The organism is Methylophilus sp. UBA6697, assembly GCF_002454655.1.
Lineage (GTDB): Bacteria > Pseudomonadota > Gammaproteobacteria > Burkholderiales > Methylophilaceae > Methylophilus.
Window position 1 is genome coordinate 716 of record NZ_DKJH01000021.1, and the last position, 14,950, is coordinate 15,665.

The 14,950-nt window shown below is 41.8% G+C and carries 16 protein-coding genes; all 16 read right to left on the reverse strand.

Going from position 1 to position 14,950, the window contains the following annotated elements:
• The coding region (locus tag B3355_RS06010; protein ID WP_349679994.1) for a hypothetical protein at positions 1-301 on the reverse strand (301 nt) is incomplete at its 3' end.
• A 54-nt stretch (positions 302-355) separates the two neighbouring features.
• Complete coding sequence (locus B3355_RS06015) at positions 356-1,324, reverse strand: acyltransferase (RefSeq protein ID WP_292781432.1); 969 nt, start codon at positions 1,322-1,324, stop codon at positions 356-358.
• A 21-nt stretch (positions 1,325-1,345) separates the two neighbouring features.
• A complete protein-coding gene (locus tag B3355_RS06020; RefSeq protein ID WP_292781435.1) occupies positions 1,346-2,371 on the reverse strand; it encodes a phytanoyl-CoA dioxygenase family protein in 1,026 nt (341 codons plus the stop codon).
• 30 nt (positions 2,372-2,401) lie between these two features.
• Positions 2,402-4,054: a hypothetical protein gene (locus tag B3355_RS06025; RefSeq protein ID WP_292781438.1), complete on the reverse strand. Its 1,653-nt coding sequence runs from the start codon at positions 4,052-4,054 to the stop codon at positions 2,402-2,404.
• Positions 4,047-5,105: a pseudaminic acid synthase gene (gene pseI, locus B3355_RS06030; RefSeq protein WP_292781441.1), complete on the reverse strand. Its 1,059-nt coding sequence runs from the start codon at positions 5,103-5,105 to the stop codon at positions 4,047-4,049. Before pseI ends, B3355_RS06025 begins: the two co-directional genes overlap by 8 nt.
• Before the next feature lie 5 nt (positions 5,106-5,110).
• The gene (locus B3355_RS06035) at positions 5,111-6,403 is read right to left on the reverse strand and encodes an MBL fold metallo-hydrolase (RefSeq protein WP_292781444.1); all 1,293 of its coding nucleotides are present in this window, start codon (positions 6,401-6,403) and stop codon (positions 5,111-5,113) included.
• Positions 6,400-7,305: a class I SAM-dependent methyltransferase gene (locus tag B3355_RS06040; RefSeq protein ID WP_292781446.1), complete on the reverse strand. Its 906-nt coding sequence runs from the start codon at positions 7,303-7,305 to the stop codon at positions 6,400-6,402. Before B3355_RS06040 ends, B3355_RS06035 begins: the two co-directional genes overlap by 4 nt.
• Positions 7,306-7,313: 8 nt before the next feature.
• Positions 7,314-8,009, reverse strand: a complete 696-nt coding sequence (locus tag B3355_RS06045; RefSeq protein ID WP_292781449.1) for a WbqC family protein — start codon at positions 8,007-8,009, stop codon at positions 7,314-7,316.
• Between the two features lie 14 nt (positions 8,010-8,023).
• Entirely contained in the window at positions 8,024-8,566 is a 543-nt protein-coding gene (locus B3355_RS06050) for a GNAT family N-acetyltransferase (RefSeq protein WP_292781452.1), read from the reverse strand.
• Positions 8,559-9,602, reverse strand: a complete 1,044-nt coding sequence (gene pseG / locus B3355_RS06055; protein WP_292781456.1) for a UDP-2,4-diacetamido-2,4,6-trideoxy-beta-L-altropyranose hydrolase — start codon at positions 9,600-9,602, stop codon at positions 8,559-8,561. Before pseG ends, B3355_RS06050 begins: the two co-directional genes overlap by 8 nt.
• 2 nt (positions 9,603-9,604) lie before the next feature.
• Entirely contained in the window at positions 9,605-10,297 is a 693-nt protein-coding gene (gene pseF / locus B3355_RS06060) for a pseudaminic acid cytidylyltransferase (protein WP_292781459.1), read from the reverse strand.
• The gene (gene pseC / locus B3355_RS06065; protein ID WP_292781462.1) at positions 10,294-11,451 is read right to left on the reverse strand and encodes a UDP-4-amino-4,6-dideoxy-N-acetyl-beta-L-altrosamine transaminase; all 1,158 of its coding nucleotides are present in this window, start codon (positions 11,449-11,451) and stop codon (positions 10,294-10,296) included. Before pseC ends, pseF begins: the two co-directional genes overlap by 4 nt.
• 4 nt (positions 11,452-11,455) lie before the next feature.
• Positions 11,456-12,454: a UDP-N-acetylglucosamine 4,6-dehydratase (inverting) gene (gene pseB / locus B3355_RS06070; RefSeq protein ID WP_292781466.1), complete on the reverse strand. Its 999-nt coding sequence runs from the start codon at positions 12,452-12,454 to the stop codon at positions 11,456-11,458.
• Between the two features lie 3 nt (positions 12,455-12,457).
• Positions 12,458-13,546, reverse strand: a complete 1,089-nt coding sequence (locus tag B3355_RS06075) for a DegT/DnrJ/EryC1/StrS family aminotransferase (RefSeq protein ID WP_292781469.1) — start codon at positions 13,544-13,546, stop codon at positions 12,458-12,460.
• Positions 13,543-13,923, reverse strand: a complete 381-nt coding sequence (locus tag B3355_RS06080) for a sugar 3,4-ketoisomerase (RefSeq protein ID WP_292781472.1) — start codon at positions 13,921-13,923, stop codon at positions 13,543-13,545. Before B3355_RS06080 ends, B3355_RS06075 begins: the two co-directional genes overlap by 4 nt.
• Positions 13,924-13,970: 47 nt before the next feature.
• Positions 13,971-14,948, reverse strand: coding sequence for a GDP-L-fucose synthase family protein (locus B3355_RS06085; RefSeq protein ID WP_292781475.1), 978 nt, complete (start codon positions 14,946-14,948; stop codon positions 13,971-13,973).
• Between the last annotated feature and the right edge of the window lie 2 nt (positions 14,949-14,950).

The following is a 14,950-nucleotide window of genomic DNA, read 5'->3' on the forward strand; positions in this document are numbered from 1 at the left end:
CTTCTAATGAAAGATAATTCATTATTTTATGAAATGCCCCTGAGGCAAGTTGTGCCATTACTTTTCGGCCTAAATACAACGATAGGTTTTGCGATATAAACTGTGTAATGATTCGCGCCAAAAGTAAAGCAGTAAAGGCTTTAAGAAGATTTGCTGCATTTACTTCGACTTTGAAATAGCTGAAAGCATCAATGATCATACCCTCAGTGGCAACATGATTTTTCGAAACGATTTCAAGAAGAGGTAAAAGACTGCTTAATGCTATTAGTTCAATAACAACTGATAACAGCGAAATGACAATACTTAAATAAAGTAATCGATTTTCTTTANNGGTTGAAGATGTAACTTAGGTGCTTCACTGAATCCAGGCTTTCTCTACAATAAGTTGTACTTTGTTATTCTGTTGTGGTTCAGTCATAAAGAGGAACATGTTGTTTTCAGAAGCAATATGAAACTGGATTTCACTCACATACGCGTAAATTTTTTGCGTTTGAGATGCGTGTGTTAATTCCAAACTATCGAGTCCGGCCGCTCTAACTTTTAAATGAATGAATTGTCCTTGAGTTGCATCTAAACATATAACGAATTGATTCGTGGCAATTAATCCCATATATTCTTTGTTTCTTGTGAGCTCTGCTTGCGATACTTCAAAGCCACTGTAGAAGTACGGCAGGTGTTCAGGATTGCTGTAAGTAATTTCAGTGGGAGGGGTAAATTCCAATCTGTTTCTGATCAACTTAGCCGGGGAACCTGCTACTACTGTATAAGGCGCCACATCCCTAGTGACAACAGAGTTTGCCCCAACCACTGCCCCTTTGTGAATTTTTACGCCTGCCATGATGACCGAGTTAATGCCTATCCAGCAGTCATCCTCTATAGTAACTGTGTGCGATTTATTATCCTTGGTCTGTTTACTATCTTGGTCTTTAATGGTTAACCATGGATACAGATCGAAATGGTGTTTACCAGATGATATATATACATTGGGTGCAAATAAGCAGTAACGTCCAATTGTCACATCACCGAGAATTATGCATCTGTCTTGAATGGATGAATCACTGCCTATGCTAATAAGCTTGCTTGGCCCTAATTCAGAAAATCTTCCTATATAACAGTGGTCGCCCAGTTTTAATTTGGTGTCATTGGGAATGATTAAGTTTGCTCCTTCTGCAATGGAGCAATTAGAACCATAGGTTAATTCACCTGAAATATTAAAATTAGATTTTAGATGTACGGCTAACTTTGGGAAGTTAATCTTTAAATATATGTATTTAAAGACGCTGATTCTTAGCAGTTTTTGAAGGAGTCTTAAAGCAAGCTTCATTGCATTTGAGTTTTAGGTTAGTTATAGGTAAAGCTTGTAGATGGCCTTATATTTTTTAAACATTTCATTCAATTTCGTGGTTTTTGGTGCATCACAGGTTGTTTTTTGATAAGCGCCACCAAAAAGTGAGTTGCAGTATTCAATTTGAAAAATCAATCTATCACCATTCTCAACATGCTTCCCTTTGTGTAGCCCTCGCGTATCTTCTGCGATAATTGTACCTCGGGGAGCATTGAATTCGATAAATTGACTGTTATCAAATTCATCATGAACTTCACTATCATTGAGGCGAGCGTAGCCCTTATTCAGTAACTTGGCAGGGATCGCACCCGCTTTATGAGTTCCGGCCACAAATGTATGTGGTCCGTTATCAGTATCGACATCGGTAAGGTATATAAAAAATTTCAGCCATTTAGGCCTGTCCATGTCGAAGTGAAAATATTGAGCGGCCGCCATATCTGGTTTATCTGAAAATCGGGTATGCCACCACATTGTCACAATATCTATTATTGGTTTTGAACCAAGGTAATCTTGCGCAACTGTAGCAAATCCTTCATCGGCCATAATGGATTGAATATCTTCGTTTTTTAAGAGATCTTGTGTTTCGAAGTCATACCGAACAGCTTGAGGATTATCTCTATGGTAAGCGGTTCTAATTGGTGCTGAAAAACTACCATCATCCATACAGCGCATATAACAGGGTTGCGTGAGCGAATAGTCTAGCAATCGGTCACAGATATCGTCAGGTAGTCTGGAATCGAAAATATAATAACCATGTTCAAGAAGAGCTGTATTAATTTTTTTTCGATGAGTTATAGATAAACTCCCAAGTATCCTGTCTGAGGAAGCAAAATTGTATTTCCCGTTTTTTGTTTTTATCATCCAACTGAGTAAGTCATTGGAGCGCCCCTTGCTGCGGCAAAAAAGAAAAATCATACTTTGATAGGCATACTCAGGAGTCTTTTTAGTAAAATTGTATATACCTATACCCACAACCAGTTTGATGGTATGGATTAACGTTAATATATATCTTTTTAAATTGATCAATATGTGCTCACTTTGCTCAAAGGGATATTTTTAGACTAGATGTCGTCCAAACCGCTCACTGCAAAGTGTTTTGAACTCACTCATTTCCATTAAGCCTACTATTGTATCGAATAAATGACTAGTATCCTCTTCTCCAGACTCTACAGTTTGTGATAGTTTGAATAGTTTCTGAGTCACGTTCATCACTAAGCTTTCGCTCGGATCTCTATGCATGTTGTGCATATAGTAAAACATTAAGCTTTGCGCTCTCATTTGATGAGCGTCAAACTGTAGTTTATCAGCGCTTACCAAATACGCTTGATACTCTTCGTGTGTGGTGGCATTTTTGCAAAAATCGAAGCTGATATGAGGGTTATCACCGCAAGTAATTACAGGTATCCCAAGAAATGCCATTTCATGAGCTACTGTTCCATATACTGTGATAGCGCAAGTTATACCTGCATCAACTAGTCTTTTGTTCGTAGCTGTAATCGGTAACCACCGTAAGCCTGGATATTGGGCTTGTAACTGACTAATTACTTCAGAGCTTAAGTCTATCTGGTTGGGATGAGGTTTAATAAAAAATGGTATCTTACTTTTAGTTAGTGTTTCGATAGTAAAACAGATCCAGTCATAAAAGTCTGGGAATAGTGACCATGAGTAAATATGTGGGCTGTCGTAAAAATCATGCAAAAAGATAACAGCGGCATTGGTAACGTTAGGAATCGTATGGACATTAGCATGATAGGCAGATTTAGCCATGTAAGCTGTTGCAGTGTCTATCCCACCATCAATTCTAAATTGTAATTGCTTTTCTGCAGCTAGTAATTTGGAGTCTTTGTCATCTAAGCTCTGGAAATCTGAAAAGTAAGTATTACAACTTGCTGTCTGTTTCGTGTCATCTAATTTAAGCCTCTTGGCAACTGTTTGAAAGTTACTAAATGAATATACAGGGATACCCAGATATAGTGCGACACGAACAGGAATACCATGCTGAATATAGGTGGTATATGAGGTGAAATATGCTGAGGGCTTTGTTTTTGAAAAGTATCTTTTAGCGCTCTTGAAAGTTCTAAGTGCCTGCCAAATGACTGTAAGCATATAAAAATTACGAATATGTACAGTTGGCGCAGGCTTGAAGCGCAGATAACTATCGTAGATAAGATCTCCGAGCAATACATCTTGCCAGCTAAGCTTTAAAACATCACTTTTAGAGGAAAGGTTGCGCCAAATTTTCACTGAAATAAACAGCAACTTTATGTCAGATATGTATCCCAGTGGGCTGGTAGCCCTGAATGCAATCTTATTACAGAACAAACTGTATAAGCTAATCCACTTTTTGTCAGTCAATCTGTTCGATAAAAGATATGACTTTAACCAATTGGCAATTGATTGAGATGATCCAACGTTTAAGCTGCGGACTACATATTGCTCAAAAGATACATTTCCTTGCGTTTTTAGAGTGGTGGCTAGCGCGCAAAATAAACTAAAAAAATAATAGTCCTCAAGGCATTGAATTGTAATGATTTTAGAGTTTTCAGACACGTCGCCTTTACCCACCACTTTACTTAACATTTCCCTGAGTTTTGTTTGCGCTGCTGTCAGGCAGTAGTTTTTCTTTAGTTGTACAAATATTCTGTTCAGAAACATATTCATTTTAAAAGCATTGACGATAAGTAGTACATTTCGTTCTAATCTAGCCAATCATATCCCAATTAAGTGCAGTCCCTCTTGGTATCGGCTGATTAACTTTCTTCCCGAGCAATGTTTCTAGGTATTTGGTTGGTAAGCCTAATCCCGGACGAATCGCTCGAACATTCGTAGTGGTTAAAACATCTCCTGCCTTTAAATCATTTGTGACGTATAAAGATCTCCGATACTGCAAGGACTTTCCTTCCGCTTCAGTAGGCCCATAGTTGATTTTTCCTAGAGCGTGCCAAGCACGCTCTGTTTCAGTGACTAGTGCAGACATCTCGGCTGGCTCCATTGAAAAAGCACTATCAACTCCCCCATCTGCCCTGGATAGGGTAAAATGCTTTTCAATTACTGTTGCGCCTAGAGCAACGCTGGCTACTGAAACGCCAATTCCCATCGTGTGGTCTGATAGTCCAACTTCGCAATTGAACAATTGCTTCATGTGTGGAATTGTGAGTATGTTTGTGTTTTCTGGGCTAGCTGGATATGTACTAGTACACTTCAGTAAAATCAGATCTTTACAACCAGCTTCACGTGCTGCTCTAACTGTTTCATCCAGCTCGGACAGACTCGCCATGCCGGTAGATATAATCAAAGGTTTGCCAGTAGATGCAACTCTACGAATAAGAGGTAAGTCGGTATTTTCGAAAGAGGCAATCTTGTAGCAAGGTACGTTCAGAGACTCTAAGAAGTCAACGGATGTATAATCAAACGGTGTACTAAACGCAATTAATCCTAATTCGGCAGCCCGATCAAAAATGGGTTTATGCCACTCCCATGGTGTATATGCTTCGGCATAAAGTTTATAAAGTGACGTACCGCTCCATGGGTTATCTGGATCGCCAATATAAAATTCATTTTCATTTAGATCCAAGGTCATGGTGTCTGGGGTATACGTCTGAATTTTGAGGCCGTGAGCACCAGATTTAGCGGCAGACTCGACGATAGCAATTGCACGCTCTAGAGAGTGATTGTGATTGCCTGACATTTCAGCAATTATGAATGGAGGAGCATCATGCCCTATCCGACGGTCACAAATTTCAATAGTGTGAGTTTTCACGATTATTACAGCCTTAGAAAGTTTAATAGTACGTAGATTGAAGGGTCATATACGTTAGGTTTTCGCTCGTAATCAAGAAATAATGCAGCGTCAGCGATATTCCATGAGATATGTCCAATAAGAATCATACTTAATAAGGTGTCTGAACCAGAGATACGTAAATAGGGTTCGCTGATTTTGCTATCAAAATCTACTTCCTCAACGTTTTCAAGCTGAAAATGAATTAAAAACCTTCTTCGACTTTCATCAAAATCGATCACTAGCTTATTCTCTGGATATGCCTGACGACGCCCTTGAATTTCCCATAAACGCTGTCTTGCATACTTAATCAGGCGGTCAATAGGTACAGATCTAGAGAACTTTACACGCTCATGATCATAAGTTTTTTCAGACAGATGATCTGCAATGTATTCATCTCGATCTTCTTCAGAAAATACCTGATAAGGGCTATCAGGTAACTTTTTCAAAGTCTCAAGATCAAATGTCTGACCAGAGTTCAGTAACAGTAGTTGACTTTCAAGGCCAGCCTCTCGAACTAAAGACTCAACTACTGCAGGGCAACTGCCATGGGAAATATGGCGGTTTAGATTTGCACGCCTGCCTCCTACCACGTATTGGTCTGCAAAAGGCACAACATATTTGGGATTTATATCCCTTGTGTTAGCAACAAAACCAGCAATTCGTTGATTTAGTATCCGGTTCTTCTCTGCTAGTTTCTGTTGCTCGGTGAGGTTGGTATAGCAACTAGGGTATCCAGATCCACCGGAGTAAGGTAAAAGAGCTAAGTCAATTTGAGGGTAGTGCTGTTTGAGATATGTAACTCCTTCGGCATGTGGTTGACAGTCATTCGCATTGAATATGGTGAATCCATCCCAGCAAATAACAAGTGACGAGTCGATAATATATGCCATTTCGTTGGCTTTATCTGCTTCAATCATGTCTATGAATAAATCATCGGTAAGCCTTAGTCCTTTTTGGGGGGGGACTAAATGCACTTTTGAAAAGTTTAGGTCATTTGCGCGCAAAAACTGGGCTACAAAGTTGGGTTGTCTATCCATGATGATTATTTCAGCATCTCTATTGATATGTTGGATCGTCCCTATAGAGCAGTGATCTTCATGGATGTGTGATATGTACACGTAGTCAAATCGCCCCAACTCTTCAATGGTGGCGGCTGTCGGTGGCCAATGGAACCATGAGCCATGGAATATACCATCGTCCAGCCACGGGTCGAACAGTATACGTTTCCCTTTGTGTTCAAGAATGGCAGTTGCACCACCGATGTTAGTGAATCTCATGCTTTCTTTTCACCTTTCTGCGCATAAGCAATTACCTGTCGCCCGAGATTCACGCTGGCCAGCGCCTGATAAAACGTATTCAACACATCTGCGCGACCAAGGCGACGTAAGTTCATTTCAAAAGCCATGCGTTGCTCGTGGCAATGACGTCCGAGGTCTCTATTTCCAACATAGTTTTCTCCCATTAATAGAAACATTTCAATAGGGAAGCTTGATACTAAATCTGAAACCGTAAATCCTAAAGCAATTAGCAATCGCTTTAGAGTTGACGGGCTAAAGTAATTCAAGTGGGCTGGAGGGGCTACCCACCACTCCGAAAGGTTATGTAGTTCCTTTCCTGCCATTTGAAATGCATTGAACTCGTTAGGTACTTCCACAATCAACACGCCGCCATCTTTTAAGACATTTTGTGAAATATCATTAATAACCATAACTGGATCAGATAGATGTTCTAGAACGTTCATCAGCATTACAACGTCGAAGCGGCGTCCTGTGAAGACATCCATTCGCTCCATGCTCGCTTGTATGCATTCAAGTCCACATGACTTAACATGGGCTACCGCTTCTGGCGCTGGGTCGAATCCTGAGCAGGTTGCGCCTTTAGCGGCCAGATATTGCATAGTTTGCCCCCAACCACAGCCAACATCTAAAATACTTATATCTTTTAAGCTTTTTCCTAATAGCAATTCTATTTTATTCGCCATATCCTCTCGGTTAGCATCGTGGAATTCACGGTCAGCTTCCTGAACCTCTAAGGCTGAATTGTTAAATGCTTTGTATTTTGTGCTATAAAACTCTTCAGCGTAGAAGCGTGTAATTTCATCTGCTGAAGGAGTTGGTCTGACTTGAAAAAAACCGAAGTCTGGATGCTCTTCTAGCCAGAATTGTGAAGTGTTAGCCATTGTCTCTCCTAATAAATGCGCACAGTTTTTGATTGTGGTCTAATGTAATTTCTCGTGCCAGCCCAGCCAAGATTTGCCACGACATCTAATATTGATAGGTGGCTGACAAAGGGCTGCACACTTCGCTGTTGGTATTCGGTGGCTTGAAAATCGTGCACCCACAGATGAACGGAGCAGGAGTCAGCAAATTTGTCCTCTTGTAGGTACTGCAAGGCACCTGGAGGAGTAACATAATCAGTTGCCCCGAGTTTTGTTAAGATGTCAATTAAACGCTGTGTGCGCATCCCCGGTATATCAAGACTACTACTTTTGATAACTGGAGTGTTGATGCCTAATTTACTACGCAGTACCTCGAGTAAGGTGATATTCAAGTTGGACAGGTGTGTTATTGATGTTGTCGATAACGGCTCAGTCGCTTCTAACATCTCTTGCACACTCCCATGGCGTGCATACGCATTTGATAACATCGTTAAGTGCTTGCGACGCCATGGAGCTGAGTCATCAACCTCCACCTCTTGTATTGAGGCGCCTAGGTGACCTCTAAGCACCGGAACAGTCAGCCAGTTGGGGAGTCCGTTAAGTAAAATTCTATTACGGTTATGCCAGGATGATCTTTCAAATTGAGCATCATCAAGATAAACAAAGCAGTCTACTTGTTGCATTAAATTAAGATAACCGGCCCAAGGAAAATAAGTCGGCTGCATGATGGCACACCTCATTATAGGTCCTCTATGTCATTGTATTCATGCCACTCGTATTTGAGTAATGACCAGCGGCGTTGACTTATATATGAGCCATCATGGAAAAGTGCGTCTCTTTCCGTTCCTTCTAAAGTGAATCCCTGTTTCACATAAAGCCTCTCTGCAATCATGTTTTTTTCAAAGCTATGTAGCCAAATACGATGTAGTCCAAGCTGATTAAAGGCACGGCTTAATGTGATTTTTAGTGCCTTTTCGCCTAGGCCTTGACCACGAGCGCTTGGTTCTCCTATGTAGATTTGAAAATAACCAGAGCGATGTCGCTCAGTTACTGTTAATAAAACATTGCCTACATGCTCCCCAGTAGGACTAACAATTGCCCAAATAAGGACATTTTGATTGGTTTCAATCCAAGTTCGATGAGACGATTCGTCGATTGGGTAATTCAGCCCAAATGTCGACTTTAGTTCTGGTGAGTTGAGCCAATCTACAGTTTTCTTATCATGCTTAGCCTCATATGTAATAAGTACTTCTTCATGTTCCAACGTCAATTGTTTACGCATCACTCTGACTCTTTTCTAGTAAATTACGCAAGATGCGTTCGGTACCTTTGCCATCTACAGCTGCTAGACCTGTTGCCCTCATATGTGAGCGAGATATATCATCCTGAAAAAAGGCTCTCAGGTTTTCTCTTAGTTCTGTCGTCTGTAATTCTGACGCTGGGCCAAGGTAGCGACATAAGCCTAACTGATCAAGTTTTTTGAGAATTGGAATTTGATTTTCCGCCGTGGCTACTACAGCAGATGGGATGCCCATGCACGCTCGTTCCCAAGTCGCAGTTCCTGGTGATCCGACGGCTAGACTACATCTTGCATAATGCTTAACCATTTCCATTTCATAGCGGCTCCATTCCAATTTACCTCCAATTTTCTTTTGAAGGTTTGCCATAACTTGCTCGTCACAAAATCCTAGCGCAAGTATTTCTATGTCATGTTCTACTTCCATAATCGACTCAATACAGGAGCCAAGCCATTTAGCTGAAGTTCCACCGCCAAAGAATATATGTACACGGCGCAATTCAGGCCACAATGGGGCGCTAGCATGAGAGAGTGCAAACGATGGATGCAATATTGCATACTTGGGCCCTAGAAGTTGTAGGGTCTGTGGAGATAGTAAACAATTATAATCTAATGATTTACGCCCATAACCAGGGTCAACAAGTACATCACATTCGTGAAAGCGATTAGCTAAGTCATCTATGACTAATATGTGTTTAGTCCTAACTCTGATTAATGCTTCCCATTTAGCATCTATGCCGTAATGATCTACAACAACCCAGTCCACCGATGGCAATATATTTTTCATGCATTTGATGGATTGCAGAGCATCCTCTACTTGATTAACTACCTCTAGTAAATTTAGGAAAAATACATCATGTGAACAGTTTTTTAAAAGTCGATCAGTAACTATGTTGCGATTGCGGATAATAAAGCTACATTTTCCTCCACTCTGTACAATAGCATCTGCCAACAACAAACAGCGCATGAGATGTCCTGATCCAATTGTCTCTGATGCATCCGTACGAAAAACAACATGCACTATTACGCCCTCAATGTCAGAGCAGCATACAGTGACTCAGCAAGCTCCCAGTCTTCTAGTGTATCAATATCAACAGCTCTATATCTTGGGAGCAATACAGCTACAGAGTCTTGAGTAAGCGGCGAGCGACCATCCAAAAATGCTGCACGTGTTCCCCAGCAAAACTGTCCAGCATCATGAAATGCTGCTTCTAAGTCCTGTGAGCGCGTTAAGGCATGCTCTGGTGAAAACATACTTAATTGTCCTGATGCGTCCATGCGCAAAGCACGCTGAATGGGGTGGCCATAATGTGAAACCCCAAAACAAAACTTGCTACCAGATTCAACCAATCGATGATAAGCATCAACTAATACAGAAGGAGGAAGCATCGGTGCTGTTGGGTAAATGCAACATACGTGCTCTGGTGAGTCGCCTTGGGAGTCAAACCATTCAAGTGCATGCTTAATTACAGGCATAGTTCCAATTGTGTCGCCTGAGAGATGAGCTGGTCTTTTAAAAGGTACACGTGCTCCCCATTGAGTTGCTATTTTGGAAATTTCATCATCATCTGTCGATACAATAACCTCATCAAAACAACCGCTAGTTAGCGCTGTCTCTATTGACCAAGCTATCATTGGTTTACCATTAAAGTCCTTGATATTTTTTCTTGGAATTCTTTTACTTCCGCCTCTTGCTGGAATGATAGCAATATTCATGCTAATGCACTTTTTAACGACTTGATGACGGTAGTTTGACTTTCTTCGCTTAATGTTGCATACAAGGGCAAGCTGATAGCCTCACTGTAGTATTTTTCAGCCTCAGGAAACTCCCCTAGCTTAAATCCTAATTTTTGATAATAGGGTTGAGTATGTACGGGAATGTAATGCAGGTTCACGCCAATATTCGAGCTCCTGAGGTCATTGAACACATCCAGATGGCTTTTGTGAATATCCTTAGAGTTTAACCGAATTACATACAGATGAAATGCTGAGTAACTATCCGAATGCTGCCAAGGTCTCGTAACTGGGAAACTTTCCAATTCTTGATTGTATCTATCAACCAAGGAGTGTCGAGTAGCAACATATTGATCCAGCCTGGTCATTTGGCTTACGCCAAGCGCAGCTTGAATATCTGTCATTCTGTAATTGTAACCAAGTTCTATTTGCTGGTAATACCATGGTCCATCAGCCGCATGTGTCATTTTGTTGCTATCACGAGTGATACCATGGCTGCGTAGGAGTTGCATTCTTTCGGCTAAATAATCACTGTTTGTCAGTGCCATACCGCCTTCGGCAGTTGTAATAATTTTAACTGGGTGAAAGCTGAAAACAGTGATGTCGCTATAGCGGCAATTGCCAATGAACTCGCCTTTATATTTACCACCTATCGCGTGAGATGCGTCTTCTATAATTTTAAAGCCATACAGTTTTGATAAGCGACCAATCTCATCCATTTCACATGGTTGTCCGCACAAATGCACTGCGACTACAATTTTTGGTAGTTTGCCGTTGCGTTCAGCATCAACTAGCTTTTCTTCTAAGGCTTGAATGCTTATGTTGTATGTTTTCGGATCGATATCCACAAAGTCTACAGATGCGCCACAATACAATGCACAATTGGCAGATGCGACAAAGGTAATTGGAGTTGTCCATAATATATCTCCGGAACCTAAGCCTAAAGCAAGGCAAGCGATATGCAGTGCGGATGTCGCACTGTTCACAGCAACCGCATGGGCTACGCCTACATGAGATGCAACGGTTGCTTCAAATTTTGGTACTGCTGGTCCTTGTGTTAAAAAATCAGATTTTAGAGCTGTGATTACTGACTCTATATCTACAGATGTAATCTCTTGGCGGCCGTATGGAATCATGACTTTAGATTGTCCCGATTTTTTCTTGATTAGCTACAATCCAGGTACTTAGATCGCTATCTGTCATCCATTCTGAGTTGTTGTCGCTAGCGTACGTAAAGCCTTCTGTCACTTTTTTGCCGTTTTTGATACGTTCCTTGCAGTTATACCAATCGTTAATGGCTGGCAAAATTTTATAATGCTCGTCATATTCATAGGTGTAATATGCATCTTCCGCACCAATCATTTGCTCATGGAGCTTTTCACCAGGTCGGATTCCTACAACCTCTTGCTTGCATTCCGGTGCGATTACTCTAGCCAAGTCTGTGACCTTCATTGAAGGTATTTTTTTGACATATATTTCGCCACCTACCATGTCGTCGAACGCATGCCAGACGAGCTCGACACCTTGTTCGAGAGAAATCATAAATCTGGTCATTCTTGGGTCTGTAATAGGCAAGCTACCTTTATCACGAATAGATAAAAAGAACGGGATGACTGAGCCACGCGATCCCATGACATTGCCATATCTCACCACGGAAAATCGCGTGCCATGCTCACCTGAGTATGCATTCCCGGCAACAAACAGTTTGTCTGATGTTAGTTTCGTAGCGCCATACAAATTGATAGGACTGCTTGCTTTGTCTGTAGATAGGGCAACTACACGCTTAATGCCTTTATCAATGCAGGCATCAATTAAATTCATTGCTCCTGTGATATTCGTTTTCACGCATTCAAACGGGTTGTATTCCGCTGTCGGTACGATTTTTGTTGCTGCGGCATGCACAACATAGTCGACGCCATCGAGTGCGCGGTATAAACGGTCTTTGTCGCGTACATCGCCAATGAAAAATCTGACACGTTTATCACCTTGGAATTTTTTAGCCATCTCCCATTGCTTCATTTCATCACGAGAGAAAATGATCACTTTCTTTGGGTTGTATTTTTTGAGTGTCATAGGTACAAAAGTGTTACCAAAAGAACCTGTTCCACCGGTGATAAGAATTGTTGAGTTTGTCAGCATTGGCTAAATCTTGAATTGTTTGATAATTTCGGTCACCAATTGTACATCTTTGACGCGATGACCCACGGAAATCGGAAGACTTAATTCGGTTGCATGCAGCTTATCCGCAATAGGATATTCTCCTTGCAATATTCCTTGCATAGCTTCCTGTTTATGTGGCGGAATAGGGTAGTGAATTTCTGTTTTCACACCTTGCTCAAGTAACCAAGACTTTAATCGATCTCTTTCTTGAACTCGAATGCCAAAAATATGAAACACATCATGTTCGTCAGGTTTCTGACGAGGCAGGGATAACCAGTCGGGTAAGTTTTTAAAATAGACCGCTGCCAAACTGCGTTTGTGCTCAGTCATAGCATCAAGGTGTCTCAGTTTCACTCTGAGCAGGGCGGCTTGCATTTCATCTAGCCTGGAGTTAACGCCAATATATTTATTGACATACTTTTGTTTGGAACCGTAGTTACGCAGATGGCGAAGCCGATCAGCGATTTCGTCATCGTCTGTGACCACTGCGCCTGCGTCACCAATTGCGCCAAGGTTCTTGGTTGGGTAAAAGCTGAAGCAGCCAGCATCGCCAAATGTGCCTGTCATGCGATTGGCGAGTTTTGCGCCGTGAGATTGTGCGCAGTCTTCGATTACTTTTAAGCCACACTCATTGGCAATGGTGCATATCTCATCCATGCGACAGGCTTTACCAAATAAATGCGTCACACAAATCGCACGTGTGGTGGTTGTAATCGCTAATCGAATTTTTAGCGGGTCGATATTAAAGGTTTCCGGATCGGGCTCTATTAGAACAGGCTTATATCCTGCACGAATAATCGCCAGAATCGTAGCGATATACGTGTTTGAAGCCACTAATACTTCACTGTTTCTAGGAAGCATCAATGCTTCTAGCGATAAAATTAATGCATCCAAGCCATTGGCCACACCAATGCAGTGGCGTGCGCCTACCCATTCTGCAAACTCTTTTTCGAACTCGTTGACTTCGTGGCCTAAAACATACCAGCCTGAGCGGATGACGTTGGTAGCCGCAGTTTCCAATTCACGCATGAATTGCTGATTGGAGTTGGCAAGGCTTTCGTATTCAATCATTTGCTTGAGAGCTCGTAAGGCGTATCGATATATTCGCTTCTGTCATAAACATGTGATGCCATGACAAATAACACACTGTTTTCCCCGAAAGTCATGGTATGCCAGTCTTTAGGCTCAACCAGCAGGCATTGTGCAGGCGAGTTGAGCGTGATGGTTTCTTCTGAAATGCCATCGTTCATGTAAATGGCAATGTTGCCGTGTAATGCAATGAGCGCCTGTCTGGTGCTGGTATGTCTATGGCCGCCACGTGTTTGCCCATCAGCCCCATAGATCCAGTAAGTGCGAACAACTGGAAATGGTAGGGATTTCTCTAGCACGGTCAGTGAACCACGTGCGTCTGAGAATGTAGGTAAATTAAGTATTGTGAAGTGTGACATACCGCAATCCTGTAACTGAGTTTTTTGAAACAGCTAATATCAAGTGATTATATTTGCTTTAAGAAATCCTGATAGGCAATTTCTAATCCGATTTCAATGGAGACTTTTGGGTGCCAACCAGCTTGATGAAGAATGGTAGAGTCCATCAGCTTGCGAGGTGTTCCATCGGGCTTGGAGATATCAAATTGAATATTACCTTGATATCCGGTCACTTTTTGGACAGTTTCTGCCAGTTCTTTGATTGTAATGTCACTGCCATATCCAACATTCACAAGTGGTGGCTGAAACTTTCCACTAACCGATTCATCACTCCCTAAGAGTGCCTGAAATTGGTTACTTTCTAAACCCATTAAGAATACGCACGCATCTGCCATGTCTTGGTTGTACAGAAATTCACGCTTTGGTGTGCCGGTGCCCCAAACTGTTACTTGAGGCTGCTTGTTAACTTTGGCTTCATGAAACTTTCTAATCAGGGCTGGAATAACGTGACTGTTTTCCGGGTGATAGTTATCGCCTGGGCCATACAGATTTGTAGGCATTGCGGCCAAAAACTGCGTGCCGTACTGCCTGTTATAGCTCCAGCACATTTCTATGCCAGCAATTTTAGCGAGCGCATAAGAGCGGTTGGTTGGTTCAAGTGGCCCGGTGAGCAGATGCTCTTCTTTCATTGGTTGCGGCGCGAATTTAGGATAAATACAGCTTGAGCCGAGAAAGAGTAAGCGCTTGATGCCATGCACATACGATTGATGAATCGCGTTAGTCTGGATAGCCAGATTCTCATGAATAAATTGAGCCGGGTAGGTGTTATTGGCATGAATGCCACCCACTTTCGCGGCAGCTAAAAAAACGTACTCAGGCTTTTCTTCTGAGAAGAAGTCAGCGACAGCTGTTTGTGACATCAGATCTAGCTCGGCGTGTGTTCGCGTCACCAAATTTGCATACCCTTGCGCTAGCAAGGTTTTTACGATGGCTGAGCCAACCAGTCCACGATGGCCAGCAACGTAAATTTTTGCGTTTTTTTCCATGC

Coding starts and splice junctions, on each gene's coding strand:
- B3355_RS06015 (WP_292781432.1), bottom strand. CDS start 1,324: ATGAAGCTTGCTTTAAGACTCCTTCAAAAACTGCTAAGAATCAGCGTC.
- pseF (WP_292781459.1), bottom strand. CDS start 10,297: ATGAATATTGCTATCATTCCAGCAAGAGGCGGAAGTAAAAGAATTCCA.
- B3355_RS06075 (WP_292781469.1), bottom strand. CDS start 13,546: ATGATTGAATACGAAAGCCTTGCCAACTCCAATCAGCAATTCATGCGT.
- B3355_RS06040 (WP_292781446.1), bottom strand. CDS start 7,305: ATGGCTAACACTTCACAATTCTGGCTAGAAGAGCATCCAGACTTCGGT.
- B3355_RS06085 (WP_292781475.1), bottom strand. CDS start 14,948: ATGGAAAAAAACGCAAAAATTTACGTTGCTGGCCATCGTGGACTGGTT.
- pseC (WP_292781462.1), bottom strand. CDS start 11,451: ATGATTCCATACGGCCGCCAAGAGATTACATCTGTAGATATAGAGTCA.
- B3355_RS06045 (WP_292781449.1), bottom strand. CDS start 8,009: ATGCAGCCGACTTATTTTCCTTGGGCCGGTTATCTTAATTTAATGCAA.
- B3355_RS06080 (WP_292781472.1), bottom strand. CDS start 13,923: ATGTCACACTTCACAATACTTAATTTACCTACATTCTCAGACGCACGT.
- B3355_RS06050 (WP_292781452.1), bottom strand. CDS start 8,566: ATGCGTAAACAATTGACGTTGGAACATGAAGAAGTACTTATTACATAT.
- B3355_RS06035 (WP_292781444.1), bottom strand. CDS start 6,403: ATGAGATTCACTAACATCGGTGGTGCAACTGCCATTCTTGAACACAAA.
- pseB (WP_292781466.1), bottom strand. CDS start 12,454: ATGCTGACAAACTCAACAATTCTTATCACCGGTGGAACAGGTTCTTTT.